The sequence below is a fragment of the Leifsonia sp. NPDC014704 genome, from assembly GCF_043083605.1.
Lineage (GTDB): Bacteria > Actinomycetota > Actinomycetes > Actinomycetales > Microbacteriaceae > Leifsonia.
Genome location: NZ_JBIBYW010000002.1, coordinates 1,033,459 through 1,049,661, shown reverse-complemented (window position 1 = coordinate 1,049,661; position 16,203 = coordinate 1,033,459). Strand labels below are relative to the sequence as shown.

The window sequence follows — 16,203 nt, the reverse complement described above, 5'->3', positions numbered from 1 at the left end:
CATAACCTGATAAGGTCACATCCTTATCAACTTCGACGCCTACTCACTGGGGGATCGACATGCTCAAGAAGGTTCTGATCAGCATCGGCACCGTGGCCTTGGCGCTCCTCCTCGCCGCGTCGACGAACGTGCTCAGCGCAGCCACGGCGGCCGCCCCTGCAGACCGGCAGACGATCGCCCTGGTGAACGAGGACGAACCCGCGACCTTCAACGGCGCCACCTACCTGTTCGGCAAGGAGTTCGTCAGCCTCGTCTCGAACGCCGATCAGAACAACTGGCAGGTCGTCTCACGAAGCGTCGCGGAGAGAGCATTCGCCGATGAGACGGTGAGCGCTGTCGTCGTGCTTCCCAGGACCTTCTCGCATGATCTGCTGACCCTGCAGGACCTGAATCCGGTCAAGGCGACCATCGACTACCGCGTCATCGGCGACGACGAGCTCTCCCGGGAGCGCCTCGAAAGCCGGATGTTCACCATCATCCGCGACTTCAACTCCCGGATCGTGCAGATGTACTTCGCGAGCGTCGCCTCGAACATCTCCGGGGCCCAGGTCAACATGGAGTCCGTCGTCTCCAGCCAGACCGCGCTCCTCGACAGTGTCTCCAACACGCTCCGCCCCGACCTCGAGAAGACGGCGAAGAGCTACGACGGCAGCATCGACATGGCGACGGTGCTGCGCGCGCTAAACAGCGCGTGGGTGTCGGCGCAGAACGGATTCACCACGAACACGACCGACACCCTGACATCCGTCAGCGACTCTCTGGGTCGGCAGCAGCCGTCGCTCTCCGAGTACTTCAGCCAGCAGGAACAGATCGCGAAGACGAATGTGGCGAACGGCAACACCGCCCTCACCGATCAGGGCGCATCCGACAAGAACTACTACGACCAGGCGTTCTCCGAGCACATCGACGGGCTGTTCTCCGGCGGCGACGGCTGGAGCGGGCTTGACGGCTTCTCGTCGACGGACGCGTCGGGTAACAACACGGGCATGCTCGCGTCCCTGAGGGCGAAGGTTCAGGAGTACGACGGAATCGCCAACTCGGCCAATGAGCGCGTGGAAGTGGTCAAACAGTCGCTCACGCGTCAGCAGGGCGAACTCATCACGTCCCGCGACGACCTCATGAGCTTGGAGGCCCGCCTGCTTTCCGAGTACTTCGGCGTCACGATGCCGATCACGGATAGCAACTACAACGTCAGCCTCGAGACCTTAACGCCTGAGATGGCGAGAAGTGCGCTCGCGCAGAAGCTGTCGAACACGTTCAGTGCAAGCGGCTCCGCTGCAGCGTCGGTGAAGAGTTACGAGGACAAGATCCGGGACCTGGTCGGGAGGATTCCGACGGATCCCGCGCAGTACACCGAGCTGTTCAGCGCACTCAAGGCGGCACATAGCGCGTTCGAGCCCCAGTCGTACATCGACCAGCTAGACCTCATCCAGCACTTTGCGAAGGAGAGTCCGGGCGGCGCGCCGGCGCCGCAGCTGAATGTCGTCTCTACGCCGCCGGAGCCCGCGGAGCAGTCAGCCACCAAGACGCTGCCCGTCACGGTTCCCGCCGGATCGCGTTACGTGGTGAGCGTCGATCTCCCCGAGTCACTAGAAGCCTCTCGTATGACGGTCGGCCTCGGAGCCGGCGCCCCCGCCTGCGCAGAGGCGACGCCGAACTGCGTGACGGTCGACCAGGCCAACGACTCAGCGACCCTCGACAACAGCGAGGGAACCGCCCCGATGACGGTGAGCCTGACGTACACGATCGACCTGGAGGATATCGCCGGCACTGCCACCCTTTCGTACACGGCGCAGGACACCACGGTCGCAGAGCCCGTGCCGCCCACGAGTCTCGGGACGGATGTCTACATCCTCGTCCCCCACGATGCCGTCAAGAGCCGGATCGCGGGCGACGACTTCGTCACCATCACGGAGTACCTCGGCAACATCCGGACCGCGGCGAACCTCATCCAGTTCCTCTACGGTGCGCCCGACGACACCCTCGAGACCTTCACGAGCGCGGTGGGAGCCACCGGGGACATCGCCGGTCACAGCGAAGAATCCGTCGCCAACCGGTATGGCACCATCGACGCCGTAGACATCGAGAAGTATCTCAGCGCAGCAGATGTGGATAGCTACCGGACCCTCGGCCACGACAACATCGCTGCGATCGTCACGCAGATAGACGCCGTCAGAAGGCAACTGGCCTCCGCCTCCGACAACGTCGCGACTCTGAACGGGCTTAGCGTGCCCGAGGGCTACTTCTCGGGATCGGTGCAGGCCCTAGAGCAGTGGTTCGCCGCAGCGGTCACCAGCGTCAACGCCTCTCCTGCTCTGTGGGAAGCGAAGTCCAACACGGTGATCCAGCTGAAGACGACCGCCTGGAACGACCAGGATCCGGGTCTCTCGGAGTTGTACTTGGACGAGAAGACGGGGCCGGCGCTCCACGCCACTCTCTCGCAACTGGTGGCCACGACGAGTGCGAACGCCAAGAGCGTCGCCGCCAGCGCGCGGATCATCACGGACAACTCGGCCGATTTCGACGAACTCGTCTCGAGTGTTCAGAAAACGCAGACCGAGACTCAGGCGGTCCTTGACGCGATGAGCGGAACGATCTCCACCGGCAGCTCCGCCCTGGCGACGAGCAGCGACTACAGCGAGAGGTTCTCCACCGTGCTCGCCAATACGCGCGCTAACGGCGCCGATCCCGCGAAGATCTACGACTCGTTCGCGAATCCCATCACGACCACGAACAGCACGCCCAAAGCGGCGGCAACCGCGCCGGCGTTCGATTACACATGGATCCCCGTCTTCCTCGCGGGCTCGTTGATCGGGGGCCTGCTGACGGTGCTGAATTCCTGGCGCCGCAAGCGAACGCGCGGCTGATCGTCGGCTCGCGCACCACCGATTTTCGGTTCTCGTGCCGGCAGCCAGGATGGGAGCGACGAGTCGAGGGCTGTGGGTGCGGGAGGCATGGCAGCCTCAACCGGCCGGCGACGATCTCCCGCCCGCGCTCGTCGACACTCCCATCGCCGTGGCTCCCGCCGTGAGGAGGTCTCACCGACTTTCGAGTGGGAGGCCGTGTGGCCGCGCGTCTGGGCGGCGGTGCGGGAGCACGCAGGGACCACTCTCCCAGCCCGGATATCTTCCAGCGGCTGCAAGCGACTCCGAACGGCTCGCCTGATCGTGCGCCTGTTGCGCGAAGTCGTCGGCCCCTCCTGGCGCGAGGAGATCGGCGACGAAGCGTTCACCGAGGGAGCCGAGCGGTGGATGCAGGCCCAGTTCGAGCAGCGAGCGTCGGGCGCCGGGAATCTTCACTAGACGATCGGCCCGCACGCGATCCTCGGCAGCCGAGATTCGTGCCGATCCGGAGCACTACACAGCGGCACTGCGGCTGTCTGTTGAGCCGCCATCGGACGATGTGCCCGTGCTCCGATGCAGCGATATCCGCTACGCGCTCGGGGAGGTCGCCGGCGAACGCGTGACGACCGCGAGGACGTCTCCGTCGCCGATCGGGAAGTCCCCGGGGACGTCGTACGCGCCGAGACGCAGCGGCTTGTCCTTCACCGCGAGGTACCAGTCGCTGGGCATGATGATGCCGTGCTCGTCGAGCACGGTGCTGATCAACTCGGTCAGGCGCGCCATCGTGACGGCCGCCGGAACGCGAAGGTCGAGCTGCTGGGAGTTGAAGTCGATGCTGACGTCAATGTGCCGATCGGCCATGGGTCCTCCGTCGTCTCGACGCGGTCTTCCAGCCGATGAACGCCATCAGCAGGGTCAGGGGAAGGGCCGCGACGATCATCACCGTGTACCAGAGGTCGTTGCTCTGGGAGGCCTGATCGATCGTCTCGGCGGGGAGTTCTCGGGGGGTGTAGCTCTCGAACAACCGCTCTCTCGTGCCGGAGTAGTCCCGGAGGAAGAGCGGATTCGCATGCGGGGCGAAGTCCGTCGCCTCGATCACGTGCGGGATGGATGCCTCTGCGAGTTCTCGGGAGGCGGCGCGCTCGTTCATCGGCGTCAGGAAGAGCTCAGCGCGCACTGGGAAGTCGATCGATCCCCCGGCGCTCACGCGGTCGTTGGTGATCACCTCGGGAAGCAACTGCAGGCTGCCGTCGGCACCTGGGCCGACGCCAGGCTCGGATCCCGTGTCGGCCCAGGCCGCCGCGCCCGCGGGGGGAGCCAGGCTAAGACCCATCATGAGGGCCAGCCCGGCCACCCCGGCGCGGCGGGCGACGCCGGCGTCAGAAGCCGAAGCTCTGCGCATCCTGAGCATCGCGCTCGGCCACGGTGTCGGCATAGGCGACCAGCTGCTGGTTGATGCTCTCGAGGAGCTGCTCGAACTGCTGCACGCTCTTGGCGAGCTGGTCGTACTGGTTGAGGTACGCCTCGAACGCAGCACCCTTCCACTCTTCGGCGATCGTGCCGTTCATGCTGTTGACCTTCTGAACCGCAGCCTCGATCTCGCTCTTCGCGGTCAAGTAGACCTGCGCCTGAGTCTTGAGCTCTTCGGGGGTGACACTGATTACGGCCACGGGGACCACCTTTCATTGAAATACACGTTCCAACGCAACATATCACACGCGGGATGAAGGCAGCCCGGATCGATGCCCGGGACTGTCCGCAATGGCCGTCCGGCTCGTTAACGGACTCCGCCCACCGCTGGCTCCACGAATCCGTGAAGCCAGCGGTGGGCGAAGGGAAGCCCGCGCGGGTTACTGCGCGAAGGTGAGGAGCACGTCGTCGCCGGGGGCGGCCGGCACGAAGTCGGCCTCGATCTCGGCGCGGCCGAGGAGGTCATTCATGCGGCGCTGGCGGTGCTTCGGGATCAGGGTGACGACCGTCCCCTGCTTGCCGGCACGGCCGGTGCGGCCCGAGCGGTGCAGGTACGTCTTGTACTCGTCCGGAGCGTCGGCCTGGATGACCAGGTCGATGTCGTCGACGTGGATGCCGCGGGCGGCCACATCCGTCGCCACCAGCACATTCACGCGGCCGCTGGTGAGCTGCGCGAGGTTGCGGGTGCGGCGGGACTGGTTCAGGTCGCCGTGGAGGCTGACGGCGGGGATGCCGGCGTCCTCCAGCTGCTCGGCCAGCATCTCGGCGAACGCACGGGTCCGGGCGAAGACCAACGTCTTGCCGTCGCGGTCCGCGAGCTGCTCGATGATGGCGCCCTTGTCGCGGTGCTCGATCACGAGCACGCGGTGGTCGATGGTCGACGACGCCTGGTCCTCGCCCGCCACCTCGTGCACGGCCGGGTTCACGAGGAACTCGTCGACCAGCTGCGCGACACCCGAGTCGAGGGTCGCTGAGAAGAGCAGCTTCTGGCCGCCCTCGGCCGTGTGACGCAGGATGCGCTGCACCGGCTCGAGGAAGCCGAGGTCGCACATGTGGTCGGCCTCGTCGAGGACCGTGATCTGCACCTCGCTGAGGTCCAGACGGCCCTGCTCGACGAGGTCCTCGATGCGCCCGGGGGTGCCGATGACGATGTCGACACCGCGCTGGAGCGCACCCACCTGACGGCCCTGCGGCACGCCGCCGTAGATCTGAGTCGTGAACAGACCGACGCTGCGGGCGATGGGCTGCACCGTGCGGTCGATCTGCAGCGCCAGCTCGCGGGTCGGGGCCAGGATGAGCGCGCGCGGCGAACGACCGAGCTGACGCTTGCCGCCGGCCTTGCCGGAGTCGGCCCACAGCTGCATGAGGCGCTCCGCGAGCGGTGCGCCGAATGCGATGGTCTTGCCCGAGCCGGTGCGGCCTCGGCCCAGCACGTCCTTGCCGGCGAGGACGTCCGGCAGGGTCGCGGCCTGGATCGGGAACGGCTTGTCGGCTCCCAGCTCGGCGAGGGCGCGGACGATGTTGCCGCCGAGGCCCAGGTCGGCGAAAGTCACCCCATCGACGTCCTCGGCCTGGATGGCCTCCGCCTCGAGACGCTCGAGCACGACGTCATCGGTCGGCGTGAAGGCCGGCTTCTCGTCGCGCGACGGGTAGAAGTCGGAGTCGCGGCGCGGTCGCTCGGCGCGGTCATCGAACTGACGGCGCGGGCGCTCGTTGCGGTCGCCGAAGTCGCGACGCGGGCGGTCGTCGTACTCACGACGCGGACGCTCGGCACGGTCGTCGAACTGGCGACGGGGACGTTCGGCGCGGTCACCGAAGTCGCGACGGGGACGGTCGTCGTACTCACGACGCGGACGCTCCGTACGGTCACCGAAATCGCGACGCGGACGGTCGTCGTACTCACGACGCGGACGCTCCGTACGGTCACCGAAGTCACGACGCGGACGGTCGGAACGGTCACCGAAATCGCGACGCGGACGGTCGTCGTACTCACGACGCGGACGCTCGGAACGGTCACCGAAGTCACGACGCGGACGCTCGGCACGGTCGTCGAAGCTGCGGCGGGGACGGTCGTCGCCGTCGCGGCGAGGGCGGTCCTGACGCGGCGCGCGCTCCTCCCACACCCGCTCGGTACGACGGGCGTCCTTGCCGCGAGGCTCCCAGTTCGGGCGCTCGGTGCGGCCGCGGCCGGCGCTGTCGTCGCGGGTTCCGTACGTGGAACGGCCGCGCGCGGCACGCTCGTCGGCGCTCCAGCGGGCCTTCTTGCCGGAGGCCGGCTCCTCCGCGCGGTAGCCGCGGTGCTTGGGGCTCGGGTTGCTGCTGCTCTTGGGCGCTCCGCCGCGGGACGGCTTCTGCGATCGTCGGTCGTTGTTGTATCCGGGCATGGATGTTCTTCCTGGGTTCATGTCGAGTGCTCGGCGGCACGCCGCAGCGCACCGAATGATTCCCGGGCGAACTGTGTCCGGGGCCGTTCACGATTGTGTGATCCGTACCGCCGATCGGGTACGGAACCGGCCCACTTGACTGACAAACCCATCCGCGCAGATTGCGCAGTGTCAAGAGCCGACCTCCCAACGATAGTGCATGGATGCTGGGAACGGACTGCTGATCCCTCTCCGTGTGCGCCGAGGTGCGGGGTATACAGGGAGGTATGAGCGCTCCCTCCGCGAACACGTCCTCGGGGAACCGGCCTGCAGCGGGCAAGCTCGACGCCGTCGTGATCGGGTCGGGGCCGAACGGTCTCTCCGCCGCCGTCACGCTCGCGCGCGCCGGTCTGTCGGTGCGGGTGTACGAGCGCAACGCGACGGTTGGCGGCGGCCTGCGGACCGAGGAGCTCACCCTCCCCGGCTTCCGGCACGACGTCTGCTCGGCCGTCCATCCGCTGGCGTTCGCATCCGGCTTCTTCCGCAGGTTCGGCCTGGAGAAGCGCGTGCCGTTCGTCGTGCCGACCGCCTCGTACGGCAATCCGCTGGCAGGCGGCCGGGTCGCGATGGCCTACCTCGACCTCGACCGCACGGTGGATGCGCTGGGCGTCGACGGCCCCGCCTGGCGCGCCCTGCTCGGCCCGCTGGTCGAACACGCGGACGCCGTGGCCCAGTTCACCGGCTCACAGCTGCTGCAGGTGCCAAGGCACCCCTTCGTGGCCGCCCGCTTCGGGCTGACCGCCATCGCGCAGGGTGGCCCGTGGTGGGACCTGCCGTTCCGCACCGAAGCGCCGGGCGCCCTGCTCGCCGGGGTCTTCGCCCACACGACGGTCCCCCTGCCGAGCGTCGCAGGAGCGGCCGCCGGAATGACGCTGGCGACCTACGCGCACGCACGCGGCTGGCCCATCCCGGTCGGCGGCAGCCAGGCGATCGCGGACGCGATGGTCGCCGACATCGTCGCCCACGGCGGCGAGGTCGTCACCGACACCCCCGTCGAGTCTCTCGCCGAGCTGCCCGACGCGCGCGTCGTCGTCTTCGACACGCATGTGAAGCACGCCGCGCAGCTGGCCGGCGACCGGCTGCCCAGCAGCTATCTGCGGCGCATCTCCCGGTTCCGCGACGGCAATGGCGTGTTCAAAGCCGACTTCGCGCTCTCCGGCCCGGTGCCGTGGACGAATCCGGACCTGTACGAGACCGCCACCGTGCACCTCGGAGGATCGCGCGGGGAGGTCGCCCGCGCCGAGAACGCCGTCGCCGCCGGAGGGCACAGCGACGCACCGTACGTCCTGGTCTCCCAGCCGTCGCTGTTCGACGGGACGCGGGCACCTGCCGGCAAGCACGTCCTGTGGACGTACACCCACGTCCCGCGCGGTTCGACGGAGGACCAGACGGAGGCGATCATCCGGCGCATCGAGGAGTTCGCCCCCGGCTTCCGCGACCTGATCATCGGGACGGCGACCAAGAACGCGGTGCAGATGGAGCAGCACGACCCGAACTACATCGGCGGCGACATCTCGGCCGGCGCGCCGGACTTCGGTCAGCTGGTGGCCCGTCCCGTGCTTTCGACGGACCCGTGGCGGATGCCGGGCCGAGGGCTGTACCTCGCCTCGTCGTCCGCAGCGCCCGGCCCCGGTGTGCACGGACTCGGCGGCTATTACGCCGCGCGCAGCGCCCTGCGCCATGAGTTCGGCTTCACCCGGATGCCGGACCTGGCGCCGGGACCCGGCCAGACGATCGCGCGGCCCGTCGCCGCGCTGCCCGACCCCGTCCACCCCCACGAGCTTCCGGAGCAGTGAACATGTCTGTCAACGTCCGCCGTATGGCCTGCACGCCCGAGCAGGTCTTCGCCGTCCTCGCCGACCCCTGGGTGTACCCGACCTGGGTCGTGGGCGCCTCGCGACTGCGCGCCGCCGACAGCCGCTATCCGGCCGTCGGGTCACGCCTCCACCACTCCATCGGCGTGTGGCCGCTCGTCCTCAACGACGAGACGCGCATCGACGAGTGGGATCCGCCACGCCGGATGGTCCTCGAGGCGAAGACACGCCCGTTCGGCTCCGAGCGGGTGATCATCGACGTGAAGGCTCGTGCGGGGGGATGCGTGGTCCGGATGGAGGAGTTCCCGTACACCGGACCGGTCACCCTCATCCCGGACGTGCTCGCCGACAGCATGCTCCACGTGCGCAACGCGGAGACGCTCCGGCGCCTGGAGTGGGTTGCGCGAGGGCGCGCCGCCCAGTGACGACGCGCCCTCCGCTGGTGCGCTGAGGCCGGCCCGATCAGCCGGCCGACACCGCCTTCGTCTCGCTGGAGCCCGACGACTCCACGGCGATCTTTCGCGGCTTCGCCCTCTCGGCGACCGGGATGATCACGCTGAGCACACCGTTGTCGTACGACGCGGTGATGCCGTCGGGATCGACGTCGTCGCCGATCGTGAACTGACGCATGTAGGCGCCGTACGGACGCTCCTGGGCGAGCCAGCGGGCGCCGTCGCGGTCGGCCGCGCTGCGGACCGCCCGGATGGTGAGCAGGTGCCCGTCGACGTCGACGTCGACCGACGCGGGATCGGCGCCGGGGAGGTCGGCGTTCAGGATGTAGCGCTCACCCTCACGGAACAGGTCCACCGGCATAATGCGCGGCTGGCGGCTGGTGTCGAAGATGCTCTGCGCGATCCGGTCCAGCTGGGAGAAAGGATCGAACGACATGGCCATTGGATGTACCCCTTTCTTCTGGATCACCTGATGAGAGGCCCTTTGCACTCTCTTTTCGACCACAGATTTTAGCACTCTCGCCCAGAGAGTGCCAAGGGGTTCCCGGAGATGTCAACCCGCTTCCCCAACCGTCGGCATCGGCCTACCGTCAGGGTCGTCCATCGAACGGAAGGGACCCATCGTGGCCGCAAGCCAGACCAAGACGAGCACCAAGAGCACCGCGAAGAAGACCGCGCCGAAGACCGCCTCCGTGCGTCGTACGGCCGCCGTCGGCGTCGCCCCGACCCGCCGCGAGCATGCCGAGCACGGCTTCGTCGCCTCCACCGAGCTGGCGCAGAACCTCCAGCGCGTGCACGTCGACCTGATCGAGCTGCACCTGCAGGGCAAGCAGGCGCACTGGAACGTCGTCGGACGCAACTTCCGTGACCTCCACCTCCAGCTCGACGAGATCGTCGAAGCCGCCCGCGAGTTCAGCGACGACGTCGCGGAGCGCCTCCGCGCCCTCCACGCGACCCCCGACGGCCGCAGCGCGACCGTCGCCGAGCAGACCAGCCTTCCCGAGTTCCCCAACGGCGAGGTCGACACCACCGAGACCGTCGATCTGATCACCGAGCGCCTCGAGGCCGTCGTCCGCACGATGCGCGACGTCCACGACGACGTGGATGAGGAGGACCCGACCTCTGCGGACCTGCTGCACGCCATCATCGAGCGGCTCGAACAGTACGCCTGGATGGTCAGCGCCGAGAACCGGACGCCCAGCCGGGCCTGACACCGGGTTCTCGCGTGGGCGGGCCGGCGGCGGGAAGCCGTCGGCCCGCTTCCGTGTGCGTCTCGACGAGGTCTCGGAAACACCGGCGTCACACGCCGCGGCTAGCATCGACGCATGCCGATCGAGATCCGCCCCGAACCGGCCCGACAGCCGGAGGTCGAGGAACTGCTGCGCCTGAGCGACGAGTTCGCGTTCGCGCTGTACCCGGCCGAGAGCTGCTACCTGCTGGATGTGTCCGAGCTCGAGCGTCCCGGCGTCACCGTGTTCGTCGCACGCGTGGACGGGCGTGCGCTGGGCATCGCCGCGTTGGTGGTCGACGGCGCCGAGGGTGCGGACGGATCCAGGAGCGACGCCCTCGCCCGCGCCGAGCTGAAGCGGATGTTCGTGCACGAAGACGCTCGCGGTCAGGGCCTCGCCCGCCGTCTGCTCGGCGCGATCGAGTCCGCCGCCGAAGAAGCAGGCATCGCAGAGCTGCGGCTCGAGACGGGTCCGCTGCAGCACGCGGCGATCGCGCTGTACGAGCGCTCGGGTTACGAGCGCATCCCGAACTTCGGCGCGTACGCCGGCGACCCGTGGTCGGTCTGCTACGCCAAGTCGCTCGCTGTACCGACGCGCTGACCTCCGTCGCGCCGGCCGCCGTCAACTGCCGCGGATGCGCCGCGACAGTTCGGCCGCCGCTTCACGCACCCGGGCGGCGAGCGCATCCCATCCTTCCGCCGGGACGTTGTCGCGCGGGAACGTGACCGCGATGCCCGCGGCCGGCCAGCCGGCATGGTCGCGCACAGACACCGCGACCGAGGCGAAGCCCGGTGTGACGTCGCCGTCCTCGGTCGCGTAGCCGCGTTCGCGGGACTCGGTCACTACTCGGCGCAGCTCGGCGTAGGAGTGCGGACCGGAGCCCGTGCGATCCTCGAACGCGCCGGAATCCGGGTACAGCGCACGCAGCTGCTCACGTGGCAGGGTCGCGAGAAGTGCGCGTCCGCTCGCCGTCAGGTGGGCCGGAAGTCGCACCCCCACGTCCGTGACCAGCCGCGGCCGCCGGGGCGCGCGCTCCTCGACGATGTAGACGACGTCGCGACCGTGGAGCACGGCGACGTGCCCGGACTCGCCGATCGCATCGACCAGCGCCGCCACGATCGGCCGGCCGAGCCGGCTCAGCGGCTGCTGACGGGAGAACGCACTCGACAGCTCGTAGGCGGCGACGCCCAGGCCGTAGCGGCGCGCCTCGGGGAAGTGCAGCACGAAACCGTGCTCGGTCAGCACGGCGAGCAGGTGGTAGACGGTCGAGCGCGGCAGCCCGAGCGCGGACGCGATGGCGGCTGCCGGGGCCGGGCCGCGCTGGGCTCCGAGGTAGGCGAGGACGCGCAGGGTGTTCTCCGCCGCGGGGACCTTGCTCACCGCATCCACCTCCCTCGCCGGTAGCCGCGCCCGTGTCTGGGATCCCGGACACCGAGCAGCCTACAGCTGGAGCGCTCACGCCCGCGCGGCGCGAGGATCGGACCATGCTCCAGACCCAGACCGCCGTCACCGTCGGCGCCGGACCGCTCACCATCGACGACGTGGTCGCCGTCGCCCGCCACGACGCCCGCGTCGAACTCGACCCCGACGCCCTCGCCGGCGTCGCCGCCTCCCGCGCGATCGTGGATGCCCTCGCCGACGACACCGAGCCGCACTACGGCATCTCGACCGGCTTCGGCGCGCTCGCCACCACATTCATCCCCGCCGATCGCCGAGCGCAGCTGCAGGCGAGCCTCGTGCGCTCGCACGCGGCCGGATCCGGTCCCGAGGTCGAGCGCGAGGTCGTCCGTGCCCTCATGCTGCTGCGCCTGTCCACGCTGATGACCGCGCGCACGGGTGCGCGGCCCCAGACCGTCGAGACCTACGCCGCCCTCCTCAATGCGGGGATCACGCCGGTCGTCCACGAGTACGGCTCGCTCGGGTGCTCCGGCGACCTCGCGCCGCTTGCCCACTGCGCCCTGGCGGCGATGGGCGAGGGCCGCGTGCGAGTCGACGGCGAACTGGTCGACGCGGCCGACGCCCTCGCCGCCGCGGGAATCGAGCCCGTGGTCCTCGCCGAGAAGGAGGGCCTCGCGCTCATCAACGGCACCGACGGGATGCTCGGGATGCTCGCGCTCGCCATTCACGACCTCCACGGCCTGCTGACCGACGCCGACATCGCCGCCGCGATGAGCGTCGAGGCGCTGCTCGGCACCGATGCGGTGTTCGCCGACGACCTGCAGCGGCTGCGGCCGCAGGCCGGCCAGGCGGTCTCGGCGGCGAACCTGCGCGCGCTGCTCGCCGGATCCCCGATCGTCGCCAGCCACAAGGGACCGGAGTGCACCCGGGTGCAGGACGCCTACTCGCTCCGGTGCTCTCCGCAGGTGCACGGCGCCGCACGCGACACCGTCGCGCACGCGGAGCTGGTGGCCGAGCGCGAGCTGGCCTCGGCCGTGGACAACCCGGTGCTCACCCTCGACGGGCGGGTGGAGTCGAACGGCAACTTCCACGGAGCGCCGGTCGCGTACGTGCTCGACTTCCTCGCGATCGCCGTCGCCGACGTCGCCAGCATGTCGGAGCGCCGCACCGACCGGTTCCTGGACCCGGCGCGCAACCAGGGTCTCCCGCCGTTCCTCGCGCACGAGGTCGGCGTCGACTCCGGTCTGATGATCGCGCAGTACACGGCCGCCGGGATCGTCTCCGAGTTGAAGCGGCTGGCCGCGCCCGCGTCGGTGGACAGCATCCCCTCGTCGGCCATGCAGGAGGACCACGTGTCGATGGGATGGGCGGCCGCACGTAAACTGCGCCGCGCCATCGACGGACTCGCCCGCGTGATCGCGATCGAGGTCATGACCGCCGCCCGGGGAGCCGACCTGCGCGCCCCGCTGCAGCCCGGCCCCGCTACGGGAGCCGTCATCGCGACACTGCGCACGGCCGTCCCCGGTCCCGGTCCCGACCGGCACCTCTCCCCCGAGATCGAGGCCGCCTACGCCCTCGTGACCTCCGGCGCCCTCCGCGCCGCCGCCCACCTCCCCTGACCCCCTCACCCGGACCCACGCCAACAGCTCCTGAGTTTTTCGCACGAATCAGAACGATTCGGCCGAAAAACTCAGGAGCGGATGGCTGGGGACGGGGCAACGAAAGGAACGAGAACCATGGATGGAGCCCGACCGGTGCGCGCGGCGCGAGGCACGGAGCTCAGCGCGAAGAGCTGGCAGACCGAGGCTCCGCTGCGGATGCTGATGAACAACCTCGACCCCGAGGTGGCTGAACGTCCAGACGACCTCGTCGTCTACGGCGGCACCGGCCGCGCGGCCCGCAGCTGGGAGGCGTTCGACGCGATCGTCCGCACCCTCCGCGACCTCGAGGCCGACGAGACACTGCTGGTGCAGTCCGGAAAGCCGGTCGGCGTGTTCCGGACGCACGAGTGGGCTCCGCGCGTGCTGATCGCCAACTCCAACCTCGTCGGAGACTGGGCGACGTGGCCCGAGTTCCGCCGGCTGGAGGCCCTGGGCCTCACGATGTACGGCCAGATGACCGCCGGCTCGTGGATCTACATCGGCTCGCAGGGCATCCTCCAGGGCACATACGAGACGTTCGGCGCGGTCGCGCGGAAGAGGTTCGACGGCACCCTCGCCGGAACGCTCACGCTGACCGGTGGATGCGGCGGCATGGGCGGAGCGCAGCCGCTCGCGGTCACCATGAACGGCGGCGCCGTGCTCATCGTGGATGTGGACGGCACCCGCCTGCAGCGTCGCGTCGACCACGGCTACCTCGACCTGCTGGCGGACGACCTCGACGACGCCGTCGCGCAGGCCCTGGCGGCCAAGGACGAGCGCCGCGCACTTTCCGTCGGCATGGTGGGAAACGCGGCGGAGGTTTTCCCCGAGTTGCTCCGCCGCGGCGTGCCGATCGACATCGTGACAGACCAGACCAGCGCGCACGACCCGCTGAGCTACCTTCCCGTCGGCTACACCGTCGAGGAGTGGCGGGACCGCGCAGCCGCAGACCCCGAAGGCTTCACGGACGACGCCCGCCGATCGATGGCCGCCCAGGTGGAGGCGATGGTCGGCTTCCAGGACGCCGGTGCCGAGGTCTTCGACTACGGCAACTCGATCCGCACGGAAGCCCAGCTGGGCGGCTACGACCGGGCGTTCGACTTCCCCGGGTTCGTGCCCGCGTACATCCGGCCGCTCTTCGCCGAGGGCAAGGGACCGTTCCGGTGGGCCGCGCTCTCGGGCGACCCGGCCGACATCGCCGCGACGGACCGCGCGGTGCTCGACCTGTTCCCCGACGACGAGCACCTGCGCCGCTGGATCACCCAGGCGGGCGAGAAGGTGCATTTCGAAGGACTGCCCGCCCGGATCTGCTGGCTGGGATACAAGGAGCGGCACCTGGCCGGCCTCCGGTTCAACGAGATGGTCGCCTCCGGTGAGCTGTCCGCACCGGTCGTGATCGGACGCGACCACCTCGACTCCGGCTCGGTCGCCTCGCCGTACCGGGAGACGGAGTCGATGGCGGACGGCTCCGATGCGATCGCCGACTGGCCCCTCCTCAACGCGCTGCTCAACACGGCGTCCGGCGCGACCTGGGTGTCGCTCCACCACGGTGGCGGCGTCGGGATCGGCCGCAGCATCCACGCCGGACAGGTCGTCGTGGCCGACGGCACACCCCTGGCCGCCGAGAAGATCGAGCGCGTGCTGACGAACGACCCGGGCACGGGCGTGATGCGGCATGTGGATGCGGGATACGAACGTGCGGTCGAGGTCGCGGAGGAGCGCGGGCTGCGCATCCCGATGCGCGAAGGCCGATGACAGCCACCCTGGTCACCGGCATCGGTGAGCTGACGACGTTCGATCCGGCGCATCCCGGACCCCTCGGGCTGGTTCGCGATGCAGCCGTCCTCGCCGTCGACGGCCGAGTGGCTTGGACAGGACCCTCGCCCGCAGCCCCCCGATCGGATGCGGACAGCGTCATCGATGTCGAAGGCGCCGCGGTGATCCCGGGGTTCGTGGACTCGCACACCCACCTCGTCTTCGCCGGCGACCGCGCCGACGAGTTCGAGGCGCGCATGGCCGGGCGGCCGTATACCGCGGGCGGCATACGGTCCACAGTCGCAGCGACGCGTGCCGCGACAGACGACGAGTTACGCTCCCGGCTGGCCGGGCTGGTGGCCGAACTCCACGCGCAGGGCACGACCATGTTCGAGATCAAGAGCGGCTACGGGCTGACCGTCGCCGACGAGGAACGCCTGCTCCGGCTCGCGCGCGAAGTGACCGACGAGACCACCTTCCTCGGTGCGCACGTCGTCCCCGCCGAGTACGCCGACGACCCGGACGCCTACGTCGATCTCGTCACCGGCCGGATGCTCGAAGCGTGCGCCCCCCACGCGCGCTGGATCGACGCCTTCTGCGAGACCGGCGCGTTCAGCGTCGAGCAGTCGGAGCGGATCCTGCGGGCGGGGGCCGCACGCGGGCTGGGCGTGCGCATCCACGCCGCCCAGCTCGGCCCGGGAGATGGCGTCGCCCTCGCGGTGCAGCTGGATGCGGCGAGCGTCGACCACTGCACCTACCTGACCGACGACGATGTGGAGCGGCTGGCCGCCTCCCGGACCGTCGCGACGTTGCTGCCCGGCGTCGAGTTCTCGACGCGGCATCCCTACCCGTCCGGACGCCGCCTGCTCGACGCCGGCGCGACCGTCGCGCTCGCGAGCGACTGCAACCCGGGGTCGTCATTCACGTCGTCGATGCCGTTTTGCATCGCCCTCGCCGTTCGCGAGCTCGGCCTGACGCCGGCCGAGGCACTGCAGGCGGCGACGCTCGGCGGCGCCGCCGCGCTCCGTCGGGACGACGTCGGGCACCTGCGCCCCGGAGGACGGGCCGACCTGGCGGTCCTCCGCGCCCCGAGCCACATCCACCTCGCTTACCGTCCCGGCGTCCCCCTCATCGACCGCACCCTCCGCCTCTGAACCAAGCCAACAGCTCCTGAGTTTT

At 69.5% G+C, this 16,203-nt stretch carries 15 protein-coding genes; 9 read left to right on the top strand and 6 right to left on the bottom strand.

All coding sequences use genetic code 11. From position 1 onward, the window contains the following. Positions 1 to 59: 59 nt before the first annotated feature. Both esaA and ACF1AJ_RS16565 read left to right on the top strand, forming a co-directional pair. Complete coding sequence (gene esaA, locus ACF1AJ_RS16570) at positions 60 to 2,867, top strand: type VII secretion protein EsaA (protein ID WP_391508343.1); 2,808 nt, start codon at positions 60 to 62, stop codon at positions 2,865 to 2,867. Positions 2,868 to 3,176: 309 nt separating this feature from the next. Continuing rightward, complete coding sequence (locus tag ACF1AJ_RS16565; protein ID WP_391508342.1) at positions 3,177 to 3,302, top strand: hypothetical protein; 126 nt, start codon at positions 3,177 to 3,179, stop codon at positions 3,300 to 3,302. 129 nt (positions 3,303 to 3,431) lie between these two features. On the opposite strand, the gene ACF1AJ_RS16560 is transcribed toward ACF1AJ_RS16565, so the two are convergent. From ACF1AJ_RS16560 to ACF1AJ_RS16545, 4 genes are all read right to left on the bottom strand, one after another. Continuing rightward, a complete protein-coding gene (locus tag ACF1AJ_RS16560; protein ID WP_391508341.1) occupies positions 3,432 to 3,704 on the bottom strand; it encodes an EsaB/YukD family protein in 273 nt (90 codons plus the stop codon). Next, positions 3,685 to 4,245: a hypothetical protein gene (locus ACF1AJ_RS16555; protein WP_391508340.1), complete on the bottom strand. Its 561-nt coding sequence runs from the start codon at positions 4,243 to 4,245 to the stop codon at positions 3,685 to 3,687. The genes ACF1AJ_RS16560 and ACF1AJ_RS16555 overlap by 20 nt, the downstream gene beginning before the upstream one ends. Further along, on the bottom strand, positions 4,223 to 4,513 hold the full coding sequence (locus ACF1AJ_RS16550; RefSeq protein WP_309854265.1) for a WXG100 family type VII secretion target: 291 nt from the start codon (positions 4,511 to 4,513) through the stop codon (positions 4,223 to 4,225). The genes ACF1AJ_RS16555 and ACF1AJ_RS16550 overlap by 23 nt, the downstream gene beginning before the upstream one ends. Positions 4,514 to 4,693: 180 nt before the next feature. After that, entirely contained in the window at positions 4,694 to 6,697 is a 2,004-nt protein-coding gene (locus ACF1AJ_RS16545; protein WP_391508339.1) for a DEAD/DEAH box helicase, read from the bottom strand. 266 nt (positions 6,698 to 6,963) lie between these two features. Between ACF1AJ_RS16545 and ACF1AJ_RS16540 the strand changes: the two genes are divergently transcribed. Next, positions 6,964 to 8,532 carry a phytoene desaturase family protein gene (locus ACF1AJ_RS16540; protein ID WP_391508338.1) on the top strand — a complete coding sequence of 523 codons (1,569 nt, stop codon included), beginning with the start codon at positions 6,964 to 6,966 and terminating at the stop codon, positions 8,530 to 8,532. Beyond that, positions 8,529 to 8,975, top strand: a complete 447-nt coding sequence (locus tag ACF1AJ_RS16535; RefSeq protein WP_391508337.1) for an SRPBCC family protein — start codon at positions 8,529 to 8,531, stop codon at positions 8,973 to 8,975. The genes ACF1AJ_RS16540 and ACF1AJ_RS16535 overlap by 4 nt, the downstream gene beginning before the upstream one ends. Before the next feature lie 37 nt (positions 8,976 to 9,012). Here the strand turns inward: ACF1AJ_RS16535 and ACF1AJ_RS16530 are convergent, their stop codons facing one another. Further along, the gene (locus ACF1AJ_RS16530; RefSeq protein ID WP_018192313.1) at positions 9,013 to 9,444 is read right to left on the bottom strand and encodes an Hsp20/alpha crystallin family protein; all 432 of its coding nucleotides are present in this window, start codon (positions 9,442 to 9,444) and stop codon (positions 9,013 to 9,015) included. 181 nt (positions 9,445 to 9,625) lie between these two features. Here ACF1AJ_RS16530 and ACF1AJ_RS16525 point away from each other — a divergent pair, with 181 nt between their 5' ends. Both ACF1AJ_RS16525 and ACF1AJ_RS16520 read left to right on the top strand, forming a co-directional pair. Then, complete coding sequence (locus ACF1AJ_RS16525) at positions 9,626 to 10,213, top strand: Dps family protein (protein WP_391508336.1); 588 nt, start codon at positions 9,626 to 9,628, stop codon at positions 10,211 to 10,213. 114 nt (positions 10,214 to 10,327) lie between these two features. Further along, on the top strand, positions 10,328 to 10,831 hold the full coding sequence (locus ACF1AJ_RS16520; RefSeq protein WP_391508335.1) for a GNAT family N-acetyltransferase: 504 nt from the start codon (positions 10,328 to 10,330) through the stop codon (positions 10,829 to 10,831). A gap of 21 nt (positions 10,832 to 10,852) precedes the next feature. Here the strand turns inward: ACF1AJ_RS16520 and ACF1AJ_RS16515 are convergent, their stop codons facing one another. Next, positions 10,853 to 11,611 carry an IclR family transcriptional regulator gene (locus ACF1AJ_RS16515; protein ID WP_391508334.1) on the bottom strand — a complete coding sequence of 253 codons (759 nt, stop codon included), beginning with the start codon at positions 11,609 to 11,611 and terminating at the stop codon, positions 10,853 to 10,855. 104 nt (positions 11,612 to 11,715) lie between these two features. Here ACF1AJ_RS16515 and hutH point away from each other — a divergent pair, with 104 nt between their 5' ends. The 3 genes from hutH (at position 11,716) to hutI (ending at position 16,178) form a co-directional block, all read left to right on the top strand. Next, positions 11,716 to 13,248 (top strand): histidine ammonia-lyase, encoded by a 1,533-nt coding sequence (hutH, locus tag ACF1AJ_RS16510; protein ID WP_391508333.1) that lies wholly within the window; start codon positions 11,716 to 11,718, stop codon positions 13,246 to 13,248. A 117-nt stretch (positions 13,249 to 13,365) separates the two neighbouring features. After that, complete coding sequence (gene hutU / locus ACF1AJ_RS16505; protein WP_391508332.1) at positions 13,366 to 15,024, top strand: urocanate hydratase; 1,659 nt, start codon at positions 13,366 to 13,368, stop codon at positions 15,022 to 15,024. Continuing rightward, the gene (gene hutI, locus ACF1AJ_RS16500) at positions 15,021 to 16,178 is read left to right on the top strand and encodes an imidazolonepropionase (protein WP_391508331.1); all 1,158 of its coding nucleotides are present in this window, start codon (positions 15,021 to 15,023) and stop codon (positions 16,176 to 16,178) included. Before hutU ends, hutI begins: the two co-directional genes overlap by 4 nt. Positions 16,179 to 16,203: the final 25 nt, after the last annotated feature.

Excerpts from the sequence above, each read along its gene's own strand:
- hutH (WP_391508333.1), top strand. The coding sequence starts at position 11,716 with ATGCTCCAGACCCAGACCGCCGTCACCGTCGGCGCCGGACCGCTCACC.
- ACF1AJ_RS16545 (WP_391508339.1), bottom strand. The coding sequence starts at position 6,697 with ATGCCCGGATACAACAACGACCGACGATCGCAGAAGCCGTCCCGCGGC.
- esaA (WP_391508343.1), top strand. The coding sequence starts at position 60 with ATGCTCAAGAAGGTTCTGATCAGCATCGGCACCGTGGCCTTGGCGCTC.
- ACF1AJ_RS16555 (WP_391508340.1), bottom strand. The coding sequence starts at position 4,245 with ATGCGCAGAGCTTCGGCTTCTGACGCCGGCGTCGCCCGCCGCGCCGGG.
- ACF1AJ_RS16520 (WP_391508335.1), top strand. The coding sequence starts at position 10,328 with ATGCCGATCGAGATCCGCCCCGAACCGGCCCGACAGCCGGAGGTCGAG.
- ACF1AJ_RS16530 (WP_018192313.1), bottom strand. The coding sequence starts at position 9,444 with ATGGCCATGTCGTTCGATCCTTTCTCCCAGCTGGACCGGATCGCGCAG.
- hutU (WP_391508332.1), top strand. The coding sequence starts at position 13,366 with ATGGATGGAGCCCGACCGGTGCGCGCGGCGCGAGGCACGGAGCTCAGC.
- ACF1AJ_RS16560 (WP_391508341.1), bottom strand. The coding sequence starts at position 3,704 with ATGGCCGATCGGCACATTGACGTCAGCATCGACTTCAACTCCCAGCAG.
- ACF1AJ_RS16540 (WP_391508338.1), top strand. The coding sequence starts at position 6,964 with ATGAGCGCTCCCTCCGCGAACACGTCCTCGGGGAACCGGCCTGCAGCG.
- hutI (WP_391508331.1), top strand. The coding sequence starts at position 15,021 with ATGACAGCCACCCTGGTCACCGGCATCGGTGAGCTGACGACGTTCGAT.